The following is a 19,961-nucleotide window of genomic DNA, read 5'->3' as shown; positions in this document are numbered from 1 at the left end:
CCTCCAATGTAGGTCGATATCGATCAGTTGTCAAGTGACAACCGAAAAATATCGGCCATCACCGTATCACGCTACTTCGGGATTGACGGCCATTACTTGCGAAAAGCCGCCATCGACATAGGTAATTTCGCCCGTGATGCCGGAGGCCAGGTCGGACAGCAGAAAGGCGGCCGTGTTGCCAACCTCTTCGATGGTGACATTGCGGCGCAGCGGGGCGTGCTCCGCCACAAAACCCAGGAGTTTGCTGAAATCCTTGATGCCGGAAGCGGCCAGGGTCTTGATGGGGCCGGCGGAAATGCCGTTGGCGCGGATGCCGCGCGGACCCAGCGATTCGGCCAGGTAGCGCACGGATGCTTCCAGCGACGCCTTGGCCAGGCCCATGGTGTTGTAGTAGGGTACGGCACGCACGGCGCCCAGGTAGGTCAGGGTCAGGACCGACGCGCCCGGATGCAGCAGGGGCAGGGCGGCCTTGGCCATGGCGGGGAAGCTGTAGGCGGAAATGTCGTGCGCGATGCGGAAGCTGTCGCGCGACAGGCCGTCGAGGAAGTCGCCGGCGATCGCCTCGCGCGGCGCAAAACCGATGGCGTGCACCAAGCCGTCCAACTGGTCCCAGTGGTGCGCCAGGTCGCTGAAGACGGCGCTGATCTGTTCATCGCTGGACACGTCGCAGTCGAACACCAGTTCGCTGCCGAACTCCGCCGCAAACTCCGTGATGCGCTCCTTGAAGCGTACACCCACATACGTGAAGGCGAGGATGGCGCCTTCGCGGTGGCAAGCCTTGGCGATGCCATAGGCGATGGAACGGTTCGACAGCAAGCCCGTGATGAGGATTTTTTTGCCTTGCAAGAAAGCCATGACGACTCCTGTCTGGGTAGGTGGGCGGGAAGGCGGATGTGCAACCGGCCGCGACAGCAAAGCTGTGGCGGCCGGTGGGGTGTCTCAATACGGATCAGGCGATCAGTGACGTGCCTTGGCGCGACTGTTGCCGCCGCGCTGGATGCGTGGTTTTACCAGGGAAATTGGCGCCGCTTGCACCTTGCCGCCCTTGGTGACGCGGCGCACGGCCTTGGCGACCCGTTCAGGACGGTCCGCTTCCAGCAGCATGGTGGCGCTGTCGGCGATTTCCTGGGTGATGTCGCTGTTCATCGTGGACGAGGTTTTCGGCACGAGGATGGTGGAGCCGGCGCGCAAGCGCGTGCGCTGGGGAATGTTGTTGGCCTGGCGCAGCACGTCGGCCGTGGTGCCGAATTTCGACGCCAGGGTTTCGATGCGTTCGCGCGCATTGGTGATCTTGTGCGTGGTCCAGCTCGACAAGGCATGGCCCCATTGCGCCAGATTGGTGGTGAACTTGGCGGCGTTTTCCTGTGGCAACAGAATCTTGGTCTTTTCGCCGCCGATGATGACGGGGCGGTTAAATTGCGGATTCAAGGCCTTGAATTCATCCATCGACAGTTCGGCCAGCTGGGCGGCGACGGTGATGTCGATGTCGCTGGTCTTGTCGATGGCCGTGAAGTAGGGCTGGTTGTCGACCACGGGCAGGGTCAGGCCGAACTGGGCCGGATTGGCGATGATGTTTTTCACCGCTTGCAGTTTCGGCACGTAGTTGCGCGTTTCGGCCGGCATCAGGTCGGCCAGGCTTTCGAAGTCGGTCGGCTTGCCCATCGCCTGGTTTTTCTTGATGGCGCGCTGCACCGAGCCTTCGCCCCAGTTGTAGGCGGCCAGGGCCAGTTGCCAGTCGCCAAACATGTCATACAGGCGCTGCAGGTAGGTCAGGGCCGCATCGGTCGAGGCCAGCACGCCGCGGCGTTCGTCCTTGAACATGTTTTGCTTGAGGTTGAAATCGCGCCCCGTGGCGGGCACGAATTGCCACATGCCGGCCGCATTGGCGCTCGAGAACGCTTGCGGGTTGAAGGCGGACTCGATGAATGGCAGCAAGGCCAGTTCCGTCGGCATGCCGCGCTTTTCCAGTTCCTGCACCACGTGGAAAATGTAGCGCGAGGCGCGCGCCGTCGTGCGGGCGATGTAGTCGGGGCGGGTGGCGTACCAGTTGACGTGATTCGCCACCAGCTGGTTGTTGATGTCGGGAATCGCATAGCCGCTGCGGATGCGGCCCCAGACGTCGGCTTCGCGCAGCGGATCGGAATTGTCGCTGAGATTTTTCAGCAGACGGTCGGTCTTTTGCAGGCGGTTGTCGAGGGTGGGGAGTTTCGCCGTGACCTGGGCGGTCATCGGGATCAGGGCGGGCGTGGCGGCGGCGACTGGCGCGTTATCGCTCTCAACACCGGCTTCGTACGCCTGGCTGAGGGCGGGCGCAAGCGCCAGGGCCAACGCCGCCAGGACGGTAGATTTAAAGGAGTTTTCGTGCATAGTGTTCCATTGTTGTCGTCGGAGAAACATCGGACAGACCCATGATTAAGCTGCGAGTGTACGTATATCCACATGCCGGAGTCAAGAATTATGTCAGCATGATGACAGCACATAGGCGTCAATAGCGATGTTTCCAGTCGCTAATAATGCAATTATTGCAAATTTAATTTGCCGGATGTGCGATTTGGCCGCTGTTATAGCATACATGGCCACGGTCATGGCGCAAGCCTGGGCGGCGCCCGGTATGAGGCTGCGCAAAAGTGCGTACAATTTGGCTTTGGCCGGCCATTCAGCCGCCGGCCGCTTTATTAATAGAGAGTCAAGTATATGAACACCCCGCCGCGCCACGACGACGACAACGCCGTCATCATCGCCAATACCGTTTCCTGGCTGGAAAAGGCCGTGATCGGCCTGAACCTGTGCCCGTTCGCCAAGGCCGTGCACGTCAAGAAGCAGATCCGCTATGTGGTGTGCGAATCGAGCAATCCCGAGGATTTGCTGGCGATGCTGATGGACGAGCTGCAAACCCTGGCCGACACGGATCCCGAGCAGATCGACACGACCCTGCTGATCCACCCGTACACCCTGAACGATTTCCTCGACTACAACGAGTTTCTCGATGTGGCCGATGCGGCCGTGGAAGACATGCACCTGGCCGGCGAACTGCAAGTGGCCAGTTTCCACCCGAACTACCAGTTTGCCGAGACGTTCGAGGACGACATCAGCAACTACACGAACCGCTCGCCGTACCCGACCCTGCACCTGCTGCGCGAAGACAGCATCGAGCGCGCCGTCGAGGCCTTCCCGGAAGCGTCGGAAATCTTCGACAAGAATATCGCCACCCTGGAAGCGCTGGGCGCCGAAGGCTGGGAAAAGCTCGGCTTGCCGAAGGTATCCTGATGGCTGACAAGGAATTGCCGCCGCGTCCAGACACGCCCTGCGTGGCCGTGTGCTCGACGACTTTCGATGAAATCTGCCGCGGCTGCGGCCGCACCGTGGTGGAAGTGGCCCACTGGGTGTCGATGACGGATGAAGAGAAGGAAGTGGTGTGGGTGAGGATACTGGCGCAGGGGTATCCGCGCAGGAATACCTGATTTAACTCAACTGCAACTGCTGGGGTCAGACCCCCTCACATGTCAGCGATGACTTTTGTGGGAGCGGCATTGAGGGTCTGACCCCGGTACTGTTGACGCTAACGATCAATAACTACCAATAAAATCTTTCTTGCCGACTTCAATGCCGTTATGGCGCAGGATGTCGTACGCCGTCGTCGCGTGGAAGAAGAAGTGCGGCAGCGCATAGTGGAACAGATAGGTCTGGCCCGTGAAGTGCTTGGTCTTTTCGCCGCTGCCCGTGGTGATGGCGCGCGTTTCGCTGCCGTCGATGTCCGCTTGCGGCAGGCTATCCAGGAAAGCGATGGTTTTCACGATGCGCGCTTTCAGCTCAGCAAAGCTCTGTTCGCTGTCTTCATACGGTGGCACGGCCACGCCGGCCAGGCGCGCGCCGCAGCCCTTGGCGAAGTCGGTGGCGATCTGGATCTGGCGCACGAACGGCAGCATGTCCGGGAACAAGCGGAACTGCAGCAGGGCGTTCGGGTCGATTTTCTTGTCTTGCGCGTGCGTTTCCGCCTTGTCCAGGATGGCGGCCAGGCTGCCCAGGATCTGTTTGAAGACGGGGATCGAAGCGGAGTGGATGGAGAAGGTCATGGTGGTTCCTCTAGGTAAAGTGGCGCGATGATAGCAAGCTAAGCGTTTTTCTGCTGGCGCCGGCCGGGCGCGCCAGCTTGCGTGTGGTTTTTCAACCCAGTTTATATGACATGAGGTTGCCGCTGGCGCGTGTTTATTGGTGACTTATCCCGCTTTTTCCATGCATAATTGCTCCTGAAAAAAGTTTCTTCCCGCCTGACCACCCGACTTCCCCTGTAAAGTTCAATGATCGCCCGCCTGATCCCTGTTGCCCTGTTGCCGCATGTTTAACTCACCTTACCAGCGCCTGCGCGCCAGCCTGCGCGTGCTGTACGGCTCGTCGATCTATGGCGCCCTGCTGCTGGTGGTATTTGGCGGCCTTGTCGTTCCCGCCATCTTCGGCAGCTATGTGCTCGTCGGCGTGCATGAGCGCCAGTCGGCGCGCACCAGCCTGAACGAGGCCTTGCAGCGCAATGTCGACATCCTGGCGCTGGGCATGCAGGAGTCGCTGTGGAACATGAATGCGGAATCGGCCCACTCGCTGGTCGAGTCGGTGATGCGCGACCGTTCCGTGCTGCTGGTGAAGGTGCTGGGGCAGGGCGACACGGAATTCATCAGCCTGCAGGCGCCGCAGCGGCCCGTGGGCAATCTGTACCGCGCCGGGCGCGACATCCTCGTGCGCGGCGAACGCATCGGCCACGTCATCGTCGAGATGGACGACGCGCGCAGCCAGCAGGAACTGCGCGAAAAGCAGATGTCTTATATTTTCGTGCTGGGCGCGCAGCTGGCCGTGTCGATGGCGCTGATCGTGCTGTTCCTGAACCGCCGCCTGTTGAAGCCCCTGCGCCGCCTGACGCGCTTTTCCGACCGCCTGTCGCACGGCGATTTCGACACGCCGCTGGCGTCGCACAGCAATGACGAACTGGGTCGCCTGACGGCCCAGCTCGAGCAAATGCGCGCGGCCATCGGCCAGCTGTTCGAGGATGTGGGCCAGCGCGAAGAGCGTTTCCGCACCATCGTCACGCAGGTGCCGGGCGCCGTCTTCCGCTACCGGCCCGACGGGCCCATCGATTTCGTCAGCGATGCCATCGAAGACATTTCCGGCTATTCGGCGCGCCAGTTCATGCGCGGCACCACGCATGCCTGGGCCGACCTGATCTGCCCGGAAGACCGCCGCGAGCACCGCCGCGCCGTCGGCCAGGCCGTGCTCGACGAACGGCCGTATGCGCTGGAATACCGCATCGTCGACGCTTTCGGCATCGAGCGCTGGGTGGCCGAGAATGGCCAGCCGCAGGTGGGCGAGCAGGGCGTCATCTGGATCGACGGCATCATCGCCGACATCAGCCAGCGCAAGCACCACGAGATGCGCATCGAAGCGCTGCTGACGGAGCAGAGCGCCATCCTCGACAATGTCATGTTCGGCGTGATGTTCGTGCGCCACCGCCGCATCATTTCCGTCAACCGCCGCTGCGAGGAACTGTTCGGCTACGGCCATGCCGAAATGACGGGCAGTTCCACCGCCATCGTGTTTACCAGTTCATATGACTTCGAAGAGGCGGGCGAGCGCCAGTATCCGGCCCTGGCCGCGGGCGGCGATTTCAGCGAGGAGCGCCAGTACAAGCGCCGCGACGGCAGCCTGTTCTGGGCGCTGGTCAGCGGCTGCGCGCTCGATCCGCTGCGCCCCAACGAAGGCAGCATCTGGGTGTATGCCGATATCACGGCGCGCAAGGAAGCCGAGGAGAAATTGCGTTTGTCGGCCACCGTGCTCGAACATATCGCCGATGGCGTGATGGTGGTCGACGCGGCTGGCATCATCGTCACCGTCAATCCCGCCTTCACGCAGATCACCGGTTACGCCGAAGCCGAGGCGCTGGGGCAGCATGCGTCGCTGACGCGTTCCGAGCGCCACGACGCCGCGTTTTACCAGGCCCTGTGGGATGAACTGGCCGTCTCGGGCTTCTGGCGCGGCGAGATCTGGAACCGGCGCAAGAACGGCGAGGTGTACCTGGAATGGCTGACCATCAGCGCCGTGCGCGACACGCGCGCCGTCACCACCCATTACGTGGGCGTGTTCAGCGACATCACCCTGATCAAGCAGTCGCAGGAAAAGCTCGACCACATGGCCCACCACGATCCGCTGACGGCGCTGCCGAACCGCCTGCTGTTCCACGACCGTCTGCAGCACGCGCTGCTGCGCGCCGCGCGCGACCAGGAGCAGCTGGCCGTGCTGTTCATCGACCTGGACCGCTTCAAGAACGTCAACGACACCCTGGGCCACCATGTGGGTGACGAATTGCTGCAAAAGGTGGCCGGCCAGCTGGCGGCCCGCCTGCGCGAAGGCGATACCCTGGCGCGCCTGGGCGGCGACGAATTCATCGTCCTGCTCGAACGCATCGACGGCGAGTATGGCGCCACGCAGGTGGCGGAAAAACTGATGACCATGTTCGACCAGCCGTTCACGGTGGCCGGCCACGAACTGTTCGTCACCTGCAGCGTGGGCATCAGCCTGTATCCGGACGATGCGCTGGACTTGAACATGCTGATCCGCAATGCCGACGTGGCCATGTACCAGGCCAAGGCGCGCGGGCGCAATGGCTACCGCTTCTATGCGCCGTCGATGACGGGCGAGGGCGTCGAGCGGCTGCGCCTGGAAACCTTTTTGCGCCGCTCGATCGAAAAGAACGAGATGTTCCTCAATTACCAGCCGCAGGTGGAAATCGACACGGGCCGCCTGGTCGGCGTCGAGGCGCTGGTGCGCTGGAACCATCCGGAACTGGGCCTGGTGCCGCCGGCCCGCTTCATCCCGCTGGCCGAAGACAGCGGTTTCATCAACCAGCTGGGCAAATGGGTGCTCGACGAAGCGTGCCGCCAGATGATGCGCTGGCAGGCGCAGGGCTTGCACGTGCCGAAGATGGCCGTCAACCTGTCCGTAAAACAGTTCGAGCGGGGCAGCATCGCCGGCATGGTGGCCGCCATATTGAAGGAAACGGGCCTCGAGCCGCAGCGCCTGCAGCTCGAAGTGACGGAGTCTGTCATCATGAACACGGGGGACGCCCTCGGTTTCATCAACGACTTGCACGCCATCGGCGTGGGCCTGGCCATCGACGATTTCGGCACCGGCTATTCCTCGCTCGCATATCTGAAACAGCTGCCCGTGCAAACCTTGAAGATCGACCGCTCCTTCATCAAGGATATTTCGACGGACGTCAACGACGAGGCGATTGCGATTGCCATCATCCAGCTGGGCAAGAGCATGCATTTGTCCGTGATTGCCGAAGGCGTGGAGACGGAAGAGCAGGCCGCTTTCCTGCTGCGCCATGGCTGCAAGCTGGCGCAAGGTTATTTTTATAGCCGTCCGGTGCTGGCACAGGATATGCTGGAGCGCTGGATCGATCACTCACTACTATAAAGGACAGCCCATGGCCGCACACTCCTCCCCGTCGCGCCGCCGTTTCCTGCTCGGCGGCCTTGGCCTCGGCGTGGCCGGCGTGGGCGCCCTGGTGCTGGGCTGGGGCGTGCTGCCGCCGCGCCAGCGCCTGCATGGCAGCGCGCCGCTGCCGCTTCAGGATGGCGCCGTGGCCCTCAACGGCTGGCTGGCGATTCAAACCGATGGCACGGTGCTGCTGGCCATGCCGCGCAGCGAAATGGGGCAGGGCGTGCACACGGCCTTGCCGATGCTGGTGGCCGAGGAACTCGACGTGCCGCTGGCCAGCGTCAAACTGATCCAGGCGCCGAACGATAAAATCTTCGGCAATGTCGCCATGCTCAAGGACAGCCTGCCTTTCCATCCGGACGACCAGGGACGCTTGAAGGCGCTGGCGCAGTGGACGGTGGCCAAGGCGGCGCGCGAACTGGGCGTGATCGTCACGGGCGGTTCGTCGAGCGTGAAGGATGGCTGGGGTCCCATGCGCGAGGCGGGGGCATCGGCGCGTGCCATGCTGGTGGGCGCCGCCGCCGCGTTGTGGCAGGTACCGGCCGCGCAGTGCCGCACGCAGGACGGTGAAGTGCTGCACCCGGATGGCCGGCGCGCCAGCTACGCCAGCCTGGCGCAGCGCGCCGCCAGCATAGCCCCCGGCACGCCCGTGCTGAAACTGCCCAAGGATTTTAAACTGATCGGCCAGCCGGCGCCGCGCCGCGATACGCCATCGAAAGTCAATGGCAGCGCGCGTTTCGGCATCGATGCCCGTCCGCCCGGCATGCTGTATGCGGCCCTGCATCTGCCGCCGCGCCTGGGCGATACCCTGTCCGCGTTCGACGCGGCGCCCATACTCGCCATGCCGGGCGTGAAAAAAGTGCTGGACCTGACGCCGCGGCTGGCGCAGCGCAGCGTCTCGTGCGCGGCCGTGGTGGCCGACACCTGGTGGCGCGCGAAGCAGGCGGCGGCCGCCTTGCCGACGCAGTGGAAGGCTGGCCCGCAAGCGAACTTGTCCAGCGCCGACGTCTACGCGGAGTTTGCCCGCCTGTTGGACACCGAAGCCGGTTATGCCTATCACGCCAGCGGCGAGGTGGAAAGCAAAGCCGTGCAGGGCATGCGGCAGGTCGGCGCCGAGTACCGCGCACCGTTCCTCGCGCATGCCGCCATGGAGCCCGTCAACTGCACCGCGCAGGTGAAAAATGGCAAGGTGATGCTGTGGGCCTCGACGCAGGCGCCCGGCATCGCCGTCGACGTGGCGGCGAAAGTGGCCGGCGTCGACGCGAAAGACGTCAGTATCGAGGTGCTGCTGCTCGGTGGCGGTTTCGGCCGCCGCCTGGAAGTGGATATGGTCGCGCAAGCCGTGGCCATCGCGCTGCAGTGCGATGGCGCGCCCGTGCAGCTGGTGTGGACGCGCGAACAGGACACAAAGCACGATATGTACCGTCCCGCCGCGCTGGCCCGCTTTGCCGCCCGCCTCGACGAGCATGGCCGCATCGCTTCGTGGGACAATAAATCCGTCAGCGGCTCCATCACGCATCAATACCTGCAGCGCAATTTCGGCTTGCCCGGCGCTGGGCCGGACAAGACGACGGCCGAAGGCGAATTCGACATGCCGTATGAAATCGCCAACCAGCGCATCGCCCACGTGATCGCCGACAGTGCCGTGCCGGTCGGCTACTGGCGCTCGGTCGGGCATTCGCACAACGCGTTCTTCAAGGAAAGCTTTATCGACGAGCTGGCGCATGCGGCAGGTCAGGACGGCGTCGCCTTCCGCCGCGCCATGCTGGTGCGGCACCCGCGCCATTTGGCCGTGCTCGATGCGGCCGTCGCCAGGGCGGGCAGCCCTCCGCCCGGCCATGCGCATGGCGTGGCCTTGCACCAGTCGTTCGGCAGCATCGTCGCGCAAGTGGCGCAGGTATCGGTGGAAAACGGCGAAATCCGCGTGCAGCGCGTCGTGTGCGCCATCGATTGCGGCATTGCCGTCAATCCGAACATCATCGCCCAGCAGATGGAGTCGGCCGTGCTGTTCGGCCTGTCGGCGGCGCTGGGCGGCGAGATCACCTTCAAGGAGGGGAGAGTCGAGCAGGGCAACTTCCACGACTACCCCGTGCTGCGCATGGGGCAGACGCCCGAGGTGGAAACCGTCATCATCGCCAGCGCCGAGCATCCGGAAGGCGTGGGTGAGCCGGGTACGCCGCCGATTGCGCCGGCCGTGGCCAATGCCGTGTTCAGTCTGACGGGGAAACGGCTGCGCAGCCTGCCGCTGCGCCTGGCTTGACGTTTACTGTGCCAGGGTGGCGGCCAGCATGTGGCGCAGATTGCAGTCGCGCTGCCAGTCGCGCCGTTCCTGCGTGCTGCCGGCCAGCGCGGCCAGTTCCTCGGCGCTGAGCGCCTGCTGCGCCTGCACCATGCGGTGCGCCAGGCCGCCGTCGGGCAGTACGGTGCCGAAGAAGGCGACATTGTCCTCGCGCTGGATCAGCAGGGTGGGGAAGTTGTCGATGTCGAGGTCGCCCACCACGTCGGCCTGGTCTTCGATGTCGATCCAGACGAAGACGGTGTCCGGGTGGCGCGCGGCCAGTTCCTCGAACGTGGCGCGGTAGCTGCCGCAAGTGCCGCACCACAGCGCACACAGGCAAGCCACCGTCCAGCGCGGGCCGGCCAGGGTTGCCGCGACGTCGGCGCGGTTATCGGTCGTGAGGGTCAGGCTGTGCATGGTCGTTTCTATTAATAGGCGGATGGGCGCGGGCGCCCGATGCGCGTATTCTACCGCGCCCGGCGATGCCAGTCCCGGGAATACATGGGCTTGTTTAGCCGTGTTTTTTGATGCAATCCACCTTTCTGGTGGATAATGCTGGTAATTGCGCGCTGATTACGCTGGTCCATGCTGTTTCCTGGCCCCGCAGCCTGACCCCTCCAGTCTGTTTTCATGCCCTGCCCGGTGTCAGCGCTCCCGCCTTTATTTATTTTTATTATGGAATTAGCCAGCTTATGTTGAGTTACCGCCACGCCTTTCACGCGGGTAATCACGCCGATGTGTTGAAGCATTATGTGCAGATTCAGTTGTTGCAATATCTGAATCAAAAAGATACCGCCTATAGTTATATCGATACCCACTCCGGCGCAGGCGTGTATGCGCTCGACGGCGGTTATGCCTCGAAAAACGCCGAGTACGAAACGGGCATCGCGCCACTGTGGGACCGCACGGACCTGCCGGCCTCGCTGGCCGAGTACATGAAGCTGATCAAGGAAATGAATCCGAGCGGCAAGATGCGCTACTACCCGGGTTCGCCGTACTGCGCCGACAAGGTCAGCCGCGAGCAAGACCGTCTGCGCCTGTTCGAGCTGCATCCAGCCGATGCAAAGATTCTGGCCGACAACTTCCGCAAGGTCGAGGCGCATGCGCTGGCCCAGGGCGAGCGTCCGACCGTGCGCGGCAAGCGCGTGCTCATCACCAAGGCCGACGGCTTCCAGAGCCTGAAAGCCCTGCTGCCGCCGCCATCGCGCCGCGCGCTGGTGCTGATCGACCCGCCGTATGAAGACAAGATGGATTACCGCAAGGTCAAGGACACCCTGGCTGACGCCCTCGTGCGCTTCCCGTCCGGCATGTATGCCGTCTGGTACCCGGTACTGCAACGCATGGAATCGCGCCAGTTCGCCGACAAGCTCAAGCAGCTGCCCAGCTCGGATTGGCTGCACGTGACCCTGACGGTGAACACCCCGTCGCCGGACGGCTTCGGCTTGCACAGCAGCGGCATGTTCATTTTGAACCCGCCGTACACCCTGGAGCCGATGTTGCGCGAAGTCATGCCGTACCTGGTCAAGGTGCTGGGTCGCGACGATGGCGCGAAGTTTGTATTGGAAACGGGCAAGGGCGGACAGAAAAATACGGGAACGCGTCGCGTGTAATGCCTGTCGTAGTGAAGTAATGCAAACGCCACGGTGCAGTCGACCGTGGCGTTTTTTTATGGGGGAAAGGGTTACTGTCCCAGCAACAGGAACACGGTCGGTTTCTTGTGGAAGTCAGGCGCCTTGCCGGCGGCTAATTGTTTTTTCCACTGGCCGCCATTCCACGTCTGCACGCTTTCCGTGTCCAGGCTCAGGTCGGTGGCGACGCAGATCAAGGTCGATGGCGCGCATTGCGCCACGAGGGCTTCCAGCATGGCGGCGTTGCGGTACGGCGTTTCGATGAACAGCTGGGTTTGCTTTTCATTGCGCGAGCGGCTTTCCAGTTCCTTGATGCGCTTGGCGCGCAGGGCGGCATCCGTAGGCAGATAGCCGTTGAAGGCGAAGCTCTGGCCGTTCAGGCCGCTGGCCATCACGGCCAGCAGGATCGACGACGGGCCCACCAGCGGGCGCACTTGAATGCCGTGCTGATGCGCCAGGCGCACGAGGTCGGCGCCGGGGTCGGCCACGGCGGGCACGCCCGCTTCCGACACGAGGCCCGCATCGCGTCCCGCCAGCAGCGGCGCCAGCAAGCCGGCCAGCGCTTGCGCGGGGGTATTCACGTTCAGTTCGGAAATCGTGATTTCCTGCAGCGGCTTGGCCAGCGGGTGCTGGTTGCCGATCAATTTCAAGAAGGCGCGCGCCGTCTTGGCATTTTCCGCAACGAAATAATCGAGTTGCGAGGTGATCTGCCGCACCTGCTCTGGAATGATGCGGGCCAGCGGGTCGCTTGCGCCGTCGGACAGGCCGAGGTGGTTGGGAATCAGGTACAGGGTGCCGGTCATATTGTTAGCTTTGTATTGGCCGGGGTCAGACCCGTCGGGTCTGACCCCAGGGTGGTTAAGGGGTGAAAAACGCCACGCCCGCCTTGCGCAGCATGCCGGTGAGGGCGATCAGCGGCAAGCCGGTCAGGGCGGTCGGGTCGGTGCTGTCGATACGTTCGAGCAGGGCGATGCCCAGGCCTTCGTTCTTGGCGCTGCCGGCGCAATCGTATGGCTGCTCGATGCGCAGGTAGGCGTCCAGCTCGGCATCGGGCAAGTCGCGCACGGTGACGAGGGTCTGGACGTCTTCCACCTGCGCTACAGGCGGACTCTGGCGGCCATCGAGCAGGCACAGTGCCGTGTGGAACACGGTCTGGCGCCCGCGCATGGTTTGCAGCTGCAACAGGGCGTAGTCATGGCTGCCGGGCTTGCCGATCTGCGCGCCGTCCAGGGTGGCGACCTGGTCGGAGCCGATGACGAGGCTGCCAGGATAGCGGTCGAGCACGGCCTGCGCCTTGGCCTGGGCCAGGCGCAGGGCCGTGGTGCTGGGGCTTTCGCCTGGCAGGGGGCTTTCGTCGAGATCGGGCACGGCCACCTCAAAAGGCAGGCGCAGGCGTTCCAGCAATTCCTTGCGGTAGGTCGAGCTCGATGCAAGAATCAAGCGCGATGGGGCGGAAGTTGGTATCATTCGGTAGTGGATGGCGGCCGGCATGGCCGCGCTGGTCGATGTCAGTGGAATTTCACGCAAATTCCAGGGCGCAGAGCCCATAACTGAGGCTCCATGCGGCATGACGGTGTTGATGAAGTGTCATGTTAATGGCAATAATTGCGTCAAAAAAGATGCTTAGCCTTTGACTCCGTGCTAAAAACCCTGTTATTATCGCAGGTTTTCCGGGGAAATTTTCTACCAATGAATGCTTTTGTGATCGACGCCTTTGATTTTTGTCGTATCAGCGGGAGCCGCGAGGGTGTAACTCCTGTCGCTGAAATGACCCGGTTGACCAAGGATTGTGCAGATGGTTCCGGCGAAATCGCCTGGAAAATCGTCGGCGGCACCAGCAAGCTGGGCTACCCACAACTGACCTTGTCGGTCAACGGCACCGTTCAGCTGGTTTGCCAGCGCTGCCTGACTCCGTATGCTTACGCAATTGATTCGACGACCACTCTGATGCTGGGCAAGGATGACGAGCACGCGGACGAGATCGAAGAAATCATCAACGATGAATCGATCGACGTGATCGTCGGCAGCCGCAACATGGATGCCGCGGCCCTGATCGAAGATGAAGCCTTGCTGGCCCTGCCGCAGGTACCCAAACACGACGTCTGCCCCGATACGGCGCAGCTCGATGCTCTCAAGACTGAAAAGAAGTCGCCGTTTGCGGCACTGAAAGACTTGAAGCCAGAATAAAGTAGTAAAAAGGAAGCTTTAAAAAACCGTAGCGAGCGGCCTGATATCGTCTTGAGTAGCGCAAGCGTACGAAGGTGCGCTGAGCAACGCAAAGGCGATAGCGGGAAGCGCAGTAGGTTTTTGATGCTTCCTGTAAAAGACGTGTCAAACGCGTGTTGTAATCGAGTATGGCAAGTGTAGTGAAATGTAGTTGTAATAAACGATGTCGGTCCGGGCTATTTTCGGGTAGTCTTTGCCGCTGGGATACTCGATTCGCATGTATTTGCCAATCGATTGTGCTAAAATTTTAGAACTTATGTATTAGGAGTCATCATGGCAGTTCAACAGAACAAGAAAACCCCTTCCAAGCGCGGCATGCACCGTTCGCACGACTTCCTGGTCGCGCCGCAATTGAGCGTCGAGCCAGTTACCGGCGAAACACACATGCGTCACCATATCAGCCCTAACGGCTTCTATCGTGGCCGTAAAGTGTTGAAGACCAAAAACGACGAGTAATCGACGTTTTTGTTGGGTAAGATGAAAGCGGTGTTGCGTGGTTATTCGGCGTGGCGCCGCTTCTTCTTTTTTATCGGCTGCAATTCATCTTGCACACCCGTCATTTTGAATCACGCTGTCCAGGCCTGTGCATGACATGCTGCACCCTGCATATGCTCCAGTCCGATTCACATCTTGCCGCACGCCCGCAGCGGTATTGAATCAACACAAATGACAATCAAAATTTCTATCGACTGCATGGGCGGAGATCACGGTCCCTCAGTCACTATCCCCGCAGCAATTTCCTTCGTAAAACATGAGCCTGAAGCCGAACTGATCCTTGTTGGATTGGAAGACGTGATCCGTGCCGAACTGAAGAAACATAAAGCCGATACGCATCCGCGCCTGTCGGTATTGCATGCCTCCGAACAAGTTACCATGGACGATCCCCTGGAAGTGGCCCTGCGCCGCAAGAAGGATTCCTCCATGCGCGTGGCCATCGAACAGGTCAAGAACGGCGTGGCGCAAGCCTCCGTTTCCGCCGGTAATACGGCAGCCCTGATGGCCGTGTCGCGCTATGTATTGAAAACCATGTCCGGCGTCGACCGCCCGGCCATTTGCAGCATCTTGCCGAATCAAAAGAACGGCCCGACCTACATGCTGGACCTGGGCGCGAACGTCGATTGCGAACCGCATCACTTGCACCAGTTCGCCATCATGGGTTCCGTGCTCGTTTCCGCCATGGAAGGCATTGAGCGCCCGACGATCGGCTTGCTGAACGTGGGCACGGAAGATATCAAGGGTAATGAAGTGGTGAAACTCACCTCGAAGCTGCTGCAGGCGGATCACCAGCGTGGCGCGCTGAACTTCTACGGCAACGTGGAAGGCAACGACATTTTCAAGGGCACGACCGATATCGTCGTCTGCGACGGCTTTGTCGGCAACGTCACCCTGAAAGCCATCGAAGGCCTGGCACGCTTCATGAAAGACGTGCTCACTTCCGAATTCAAGCGCAATCCGATTACCATGCTGGGCGCGCTGATCGCCCGCGGCGCCCTGAAAGCCATCGGCAACCGCTTGAATCCTTCGCGTTACAACGGCGCCAGCCTGCTGGGCTTGCGTGGCCTCGTCTTCAAGAGCCATGGCAGCGCCGATGCCTATTCGTTCGAATGGGCCTTGCGCCGCGCTTTTGATGCGGCAAAAAATGACGTGCAAGCGCACTTGGCCAGCATGATCGCCGAGCTGATGCCGCGCACGCCAGTTCCGGATGAACCTACATCAACAAGCTCTACCATTTAGCGGACGGGTACTTGCATGACTGTTTTTAGCAAAACTTACAGCAAAATTATCGGCACCGGCAGCTACTTGCCGGAGAAGCGCGTCACCAACCAGGACTTGACTGAACAGCTCGCCGCCAAGGGCATCGAGACGTCGGATGAATGGATCGTCTCGCGCAGCGGCATCTCGGCGCGCCATTACGCGGCGCCAACGCAAAATTCCTCGGACCTGGGCGTGGAAGCGGCCAAGAAGGCCCTGGAAATGGCTGGCCTGAACGGTAACGACCTCGACCTGATCATCGTCGCCAGCTCGACTCCCGATTTCTTCGGCAGCTTCCCCAGCACCGCCTGCATCGTGCAAAACAAGCTGGGCATCACGAACAACTGCGCCGCCGTCGACGTGCAAGCCGTCTGCAGCGGTTTCGTGTATGCGGTGGCCACGGCCGACAGCTTCATCCAGTCGGGCATGCACAAGAACGTGCTGGTGATCGGCGCCGAAGTGTTTTCGCGCATCCTCAATTTCGACGACCGCGGCACCTGCGTGCTGTTCGGCGACGGCGCCGGCGCCATCGTCATGACGGCGTCAAAAGAGCCGGGCATCCTGGCCACCAAGCTGCATGCGGACGGCCGCCACTCGAACATCCTCAGCGTGCCGGGCAGCCTGGCTGGCGGCGCGCTCGACGGCAGCGCTTTCCTGTACATGGATGGCCCGGCCGTCTTCAAGCTGGCCGTGTCCGTACTGGAAAAAGTCGCGCATGAAGCCCTGGAACACGCCAACATGACGTCGGACCAGATCGACTGGCTGATCCCGCACCAGGCGAACATCCGCATCATGAACAGCACGGCCAAGAAACTCGGCTTGCCTTTGGCAAAGATGGTGGTCACCGTCGACCAGCATGGCAACACTTCGGCCGCTTCGATCCCGCTGGCGCTCGACATCGCCGTGCGCGACGGCCGGGTCAAGAAGGGCGACAACGTCATGATGGAAGGCGTGGGCGGCGGCTTTACCTGGGGCGCCGTGCTGGCGCGCATGTAATCCCGCAACACTATTAAAAAAACGGAGTCGACATGACACAATTTGCATTTGTTTTCCCAGGCCAAGGCTCGCAAGCGATTGCGATGCTCGACGGTTTCGCCGGCAACCCCGTGGTTGCGCAAACCGTCGCCGAAGCGTCGGATGCCCTGCAATTCGACTTGGGCAAGCTGATCGCCGAAGGTCCGAAGGAAGAGCTGGACCTGACCACCAACACGCAACCGGTGATGCTGACGGCGGCCGTGGCCTTCTACCGCGCCTGGCTGGCGGCTGGCGGCCCCGTGCCGACGGTCGTGGCCGGTCACAGTCTCGGTGAATACTCGGCGCTGGTCGCCGCTGGCGTCATTTCGTTCAAGGATGCCGTGCCGCTCGTGCGTTTCCGCGCGCAAGCCATGCAGGAAGCCGTGCCCGTCGGGCAGGGCACGATGGCTGTCGTGCTGGGCCTGTCGGACGACGACGTGCGCGCCGCCTGTGCGGAAGCGGCGGCGGAAAACCCGGCCCTCGTGGTCGAGCCCGTCAATTTCAATGCGCCAGCGCAAGTGGTCATCGCCGGCCATACGGCTGCCGTCGAGCGCGCCTGCGAACTGGCCAAGGCCAAGGGCGCCAAGCGCGCCATGAAGCTGCCCGTCTCCGCGCCTTTCCACTCGTCGCTGCTGAAACCGGCATCGGACCGTTTGCGCGAATACATGGCCGGCTTGACGTTCTCGGCGCCGCGGATCGCGCTGATCAACAACGTCGACGTGGCCATCGTCAACGACGTTGCCGGCATCAAGGATGCGCTCGTGCGCCAGGCAGCCAGCCCCGTGCGCTGGGTGGAAACCATGCAAAAAGTGGCGGCGGACGGCATCACGCAAGTGATCGAATGCGGTCCGGGCAAGGTCCTGATGGGCCTGGCCAAGCGCATCGATCCCGTGCTCGTGGGTGATGCCATCGTCGACCAGGCATCGCTGGAACGTATTTTGACGCAGCTCAAATAAACATCAGATCGCGGCAGCTTGCCTGCCGCGCTTGCACTTAAGGATACTCATGAATTTAGCAAATCAAGTCGTGCTGGTCACGGGCGCTTCGCGCGGCATCGGCCGCGCCATCGCCACCGAACTGGGCAAACAGGGTGCCACTGTCGTCGGCACCGCCACCTCGGAAAGCGGCGCGCAAGCGATCACCGATTACCTGGCCGCCGAAGGCGTGACGGGCAAGGGCCTGGTCCTGAACGTGACCGATGCGGCGCGCTGCGCGGCCGTCGTCGATGAAGTGCAGAAAACCTACGGCAGCCTGTCGATCCTCGTCAACAATGCGGGCATCACGCAAGACCAGCTGGCCATGCGCATGAAGGATGAAGAGTGGGACAGCGTCATTTCCACCAACCTGTCGGCCGTTGGCCGCCTGTCGCGCGCCGTACTGCGTGGCATGATGAAAGCCAAAACTGGGCGTATCATTAATATCACGTCGGTGGTGGCGTCGTCGGGCAATCCGGGGCAAATGAATTACGCGGCGGCCAAGGCCGGCGTGGAAGGCATGAGCCGCGCCCTGGCGCGCGAAATCGGCAGCCGCAACATTACCGTGAACTGCATCGCGCCGGGCTTCATCGATACCGACATGACCAAGGCGCTGAGCGAAGAGCAGCACGCGGCCCTGTTGACGCAAATTCCCCTGTCCCGCCTGGGCAAACCGGAAGACGTGGCAGCGGCGGTAGTCTTTTTGGCCTCGCCGCAAGCAGCCTATATCACGGGTACGACCCTGCACGTGAACGGTGGAATGTACATGAATTGATGTGAAAGCTAGGCGGGGCGGGCGTTTGTGGCATGATTCAACGGCCGTTTTTGTCTATAATCGCATCTTTTAGCAGCAGCTTCGGTCGAATTAGCAGCAGACACCGAAATTAGTATTCGGACGCGCAAACCTGATAAAATGCGCGCACTTTCCGTAACACACACTTTGGAGCCATAACATGTCGGATATCGAACAACGCGTTAAGAAAATCGTCGCTGAGCAACTGGGCGTTGCAGAAGCAGACATCAAAATCGAATCCTCCTTCGTCGACGATCTCGGCGCCGATTCCCTGGACACCGTGGAACTGGTCATGGCCCTGGAAGACGAATTCGAAATGGAAATCCCTGACGAACAAGCTGAAAAAATCACCACCGTGCAACAGGCGATCGACTACGCCACTGCACACGTCAAGGCCTAAGCCTGTCTGACCGACTTCAGGAGAATCGCTTGAGCCGTTCTAAAAACCGTCGTGTTGTTGTCACCGGCCTGGGCTGCGTTTCACCTGTCGGCAATACTATTGCCGAGGCGTGGGGCGCAATCATTGAAGGTAAATCCGGCATTGCCACGATTACCAAGTTTGATGCACAGCCATTCACCACGCATTTTGCTGGTGAAGTCAAAGGCTTCAATATCGAAGAGTACATCTCCGGTAAGGAAGCCCGCCACATGGATACCTTTATCCATTACGGCATGGCTGCGGGCATCCAGGCGATGCAGGACTCCGGCCTGGAAGTGACCGAAGAAAACGCCGAGCGCATCGGCGTGATCATCGGTTCCGGTATCGGCGGCTTGCCGCTGATCGAGGAAACCAAGTCCGAGTACGAAAAGCGCGGTCCGCGTCGTATCTCGCCATTTTTCGTGCCTGCCTCGATCATTAACATGATCTCTGGCAACCTTTCGATCAAATATGGTCTGAAGGGCCCGAACCTGGCGATCGTTACAGCGTGTACCACCGGTTTGCACAGCATCGGTGCCGCAGCGCGCATGATCGAGTACGGCGATGCCGACGTCATGATCGCCGGCGGTGCTGAATCGACCGTGTCGCCACTGGGCCTGGGCGGTTTCGCTTCGGCGCGTGCCTTGTCGACCCGCAACGACGATCCGGCAACGGCATCGCGTCCGTGGGATACCGACCGCGACGGCTTCGTGCTGGGCGAGGGCGCTGGCGTCATGGTGCTGGAAGAGTACGAGCACGCGGTGGCCCGTGGTGCCAAGATCTATGCCGAAGTGCATGGTTTCGGGATGAGCGCAGATGCTTATCACATGACCTCGCCGCTGGAAGATGGTAGCGGCGGCAGCAAATCGGTGATCGCGGCCCTCGACAACGCTGGCTTGAACGCGGATCAGATTCAGTACCTGAACGCGCACGGCACGTCGACCCCGCAAGGCGACGTGGCGGAAGTGATGGGCATCAAACGCACCTTCGGCGAGCACGCCAAGAATCTGGTTGTCAACTCGACCAAGTCGATGACGGGCCATTTGCTGGGTGGCGCGGGCGGTCTGGAAGCGGTGTTTACGGTCCTGGCATTGCACCATCAGGTGTCGCCACCGACCATCAACATCTTCAACCAGGATCCGGCTTGCGATCTCGATTTCTGTGCCAACACGGCGCGGGATATGAAGATCGATTATGCAGTGAAGAATTCGTTCGGCTTCGGCGGAACGAATGGCACGCTGATTTTCGGTAAAGCGAAATAAGCAGGAACTTTCAAGCGCTCGCTACGGTCAAACTGTAGTGAGCGCTGATTCGGCGCCAACGTTCGTTGGTGCCTGAATTTGCCCGGCATGTTGCCGGCGCGCCTTTTTTCCCCATGAAGTATGTCAATCGC

General features: G+C 61.5%; 19 protein-coding genes. 13 read left to right on the top strand and 6 right to left on the bottom strand.

Annotated features, from left to right (window positions below; all coding sequences use genetic code 11):
- Positions 1-66: 66 nt before the first annotated feature.
- Positions 67-855 carry an enoyl-ACP reductase FabI gene (gene fabI, locus IGS55_RS15575; protein ID WP_230516383.1) on the bottom strand — a complete coding sequence of 263 codons (789 nt, stop codon included), beginning with the start codon at positions 853-855 and terminating at the stop codon, positions 67-69.
- Between the two features lie 102 nt (positions 856-957).
- Positions 958-2,367, bottom strand: a complete 1,410-nt coding sequence (locus IGS55_RS15570) for a transglycosylase SLT domain-containing protein (RefSeq protein ID WP_230516382.1) — start codon at positions 2,365-2,367, stop codon at positions 958-960.
- A gap of 327 nt (positions 2,368-2,694) precedes the next feature.
- On the opposite strand from IGS55_RS15570, the gene IGS55_RS15565 reads away from it, so the two are divergent.
- Entirely contained in the window at positions 2,695-3,267 is a 573-nt protein-coding gene (locus IGS55_RS15565; protein ID WP_230516381.1) for a DUF1415 domain-containing protein, read from the top strand.
- The gene (locus IGS55_RS15560) at positions 3,267-3,461 is read left to right on the top strand and encodes a DUF1289 domain-containing protein (RefSeq protein WP_034749680.1); all 195 of its coding nucleotides are present in this window, start codon (positions 3,267-3,269) and stop codon (positions 3,459-3,461) included. The genes IGS55_RS15565 and IGS55_RS15560 overlap by 1 nt, the downstream gene beginning before the upstream one ends.
- A gap of 105 nt (positions 3,462-3,566) precedes the next feature.
- Here the strand turns inward: IGS55_RS15560 and IGS55_RS15555 are convergent, their stop codons facing one another.
- Positions 3,567-4,073 carry a DUF1993 domain-containing protein gene (locus IGS55_RS15555; RefSeq protein ID WP_230516380.1) on the bottom strand — a complete coding sequence of 169 codons (507 nt, stop codon included), beginning with the start codon at positions 4,071-4,073 and terminating at the stop codon, positions 3,567-3,569.
- A 262-nt stretch (positions 4,074-4,335) separates the two neighbouring features.
- On the opposite strand from IGS55_RS15555, the gene IGS55_RS15550 reads away from it, so the two are divergent.
- Together IGS55_RS15550 and IGS55_RS15545 are read left to right on the top strand one after the other, a co-directional pair.
- On the top strand, positions 4,336-7,461 hold the full coding sequence (locus IGS55_RS15550) for an EAL domain-containing protein (protein ID WP_230516379.1): 3,126 nt from the start codon (positions 4,336-4,338) through the stop codon (positions 7,459-7,461).
- A 10-nt stretch (positions 7,462-7,471) separates the two neighbouring features.
- Positions 7,472-9,745: a xanthine dehydrogenase family protein molybdopterin-binding subunit gene (locus tag IGS55_RS15545; RefSeq protein ID WP_230516378.1), complete on the top strand. Its 2,274-nt coding sequence runs from the start codon at positions 7,472-7,474 to the stop codon at positions 9,743-9,745.
- Positions 9,746-9,748: 3 nt separating this feature from the next.
- Here the strand turns inward: IGS55_RS15545 and IGS55_RS15540 are convergent, their stop codons facing one another.
- Complete coding sequence (locus IGS55_RS15540) at positions 9,749-10,180, bottom strand: thioredoxin family protein (RefSeq protein WP_139089829.1); 432 nt, start codon at positions 10,178-10,180, stop codon at positions 9,749-9,751.
- 275 nt (positions 10,181-10,455) lie between these two features.
- Between IGS55_RS15540 and IGS55_RS15535 the strand changes: the two genes are divergently transcribed.
- A complete protein-coding gene (locus IGS55_RS15535) occupies positions 10,456-11,373 on the top strand; it encodes a 23S rRNA (adenine(2030)-N(6))-methyltransferase RlmJ (RefSeq protein WP_034749665.1) in 918 nt (305 codons plus the stop codon).
- A 71-nt stretch (positions 11,374-11,444) separates the two neighbouring features.
- On the opposite strand, the gene IGS55_RS15530 is transcribed toward IGS55_RS15535, so the two are convergent.
- Together IGS55_RS15530 and IGS55_RS15525 are read right to left on the bottom strand one after the other, a co-directional pair.
- On the bottom strand, positions 11,445-12,194 hold the full coding sequence (locus IGS55_RS15530) for an SAM-dependent methyltransferase (RefSeq protein ID WP_230516377.1): 750 nt from the start codon (positions 12,192-12,194) through the stop codon (positions 11,445-11,447).
- 55 nt (positions 12,195-12,249) lie between these two features.
- Complete coding sequence (locus tag IGS55_RS15525; RefSeq protein ID WP_230516418.1) at positions 12,250-12,858, bottom strand: Maf-like protein; 609 nt, start codon at positions 12,856-12,858, stop codon at positions 12,250-12,252.
- Between the two features lie 222 nt (positions 12,859-13,080).
- Between IGS55_RS15525 and IGS55_RS15520 the strand changes: the two genes are divergently transcribed.
- The 8 genes from IGS55_RS15520 (at position 13,081) to fabF (ending at position 19,830) form a co-directional block, all read left to right on the top strand.
- Positions 13,081-13,578, top strand: a complete 498-nt coding sequence (locus tag IGS55_RS15520) for a YceD family protein (protein ID WP_128143316.1) — start codon at positions 13,081-13,083, stop codon at positions 13,576-13,578.
- 312 nt (positions 13,579-13,890) lie between these two features.
- Entirely contained in the window at positions 13,891-14,073 is a 183-nt protein-coding gene (gene rpmF / locus IGS55_RS15515; protein WP_034749653.1) for a 50S ribosomal protein L32, read from the top strand.
- Positions 14,074-14,283: 210 nt separating this feature from the next.
- Positions 14,284-15,351 (top strand): phosphate acyltransferase PlsX, encoded by a 1,068-nt coding sequence (gene plsX / locus IGS55_RS15510; RefSeq protein WP_230516376.1) that lies wholly within the window; start codon positions 14,284-14,286, stop codon positions 15,349-15,351.
- A 15-nt stretch (positions 15,352-15,366) separates the two neighbouring features.
- Entirely contained in the window at positions 15,367-16,365 is a 999-nt protein-coding gene (locus IGS55_RS15505) for a beta-ketoacyl-ACP synthase III (RefSeq protein ID WP_152251125.1), read from the top strand.
- Between the two features lie 32 nt (positions 16,366-16,397).
- Positions 16,398-17,339, top strand: a complete 942-nt coding sequence (gene fabD / locus IGS55_RS15500) for an ACP S-malonyltransferase (protein WP_230516375.1) — start codon at positions 16,398-16,400, stop codon at positions 17,337-17,339.
- Between the two features lie 49 nt (positions 17,340-17,388).
- A complete protein-coding gene (fabG, locus tag IGS55_RS15495; protein ID WP_230516374.1) occupies positions 17,389-18,132 on the top strand; it encodes a 3-oxoacyl-ACP reductase FabG in 744 nt (247 codons plus the stop codon).
- A gap of 178 nt (positions 18,133-18,310) precedes the next feature.
- A complete protein-coding gene (acpP, locus tag IGS55_RS15490) occupies positions 18,311-18,550 on the top strand; it encodes an acyl carrier protein (RefSeq protein ID WP_008449912.1) in 240 nt (79 codons plus the stop codon).
- Between the two features lie 29 nt (positions 18,551-18,579).
- Positions 18,580-19,830 carry a beta-ketoacyl-ACP synthase II gene (fabF, locus tag IGS55_RS15485; RefSeq protein ID WP_092714685.1) on the top strand — a complete coding sequence of 417 codons (1,251 nt, stop codon included), beginning with the start codon at positions 18,580-18,582 and terminating at the stop codon, positions 19,828-19,830.
- The last annotated feature ends 131 nt before the right edge of the window (positions 19,831-19,961 follow it).

This window comes from Janthinobacterium sp. EB271-G4-3-2, from assembly GCF_020858035.1.
GTDB lineage: Bacteria > Pseudomonadota > Gammaproteobacteria > Burkholderiales > Burkholderiaceae_D > Janthinobacterium > Janthinobacterium aestuarii.
The sequence above is the reverse complement of the archived record's forward strand: the minus strand, read 5'-3'. Positions and strand labels throughout refer to the sequence as shown.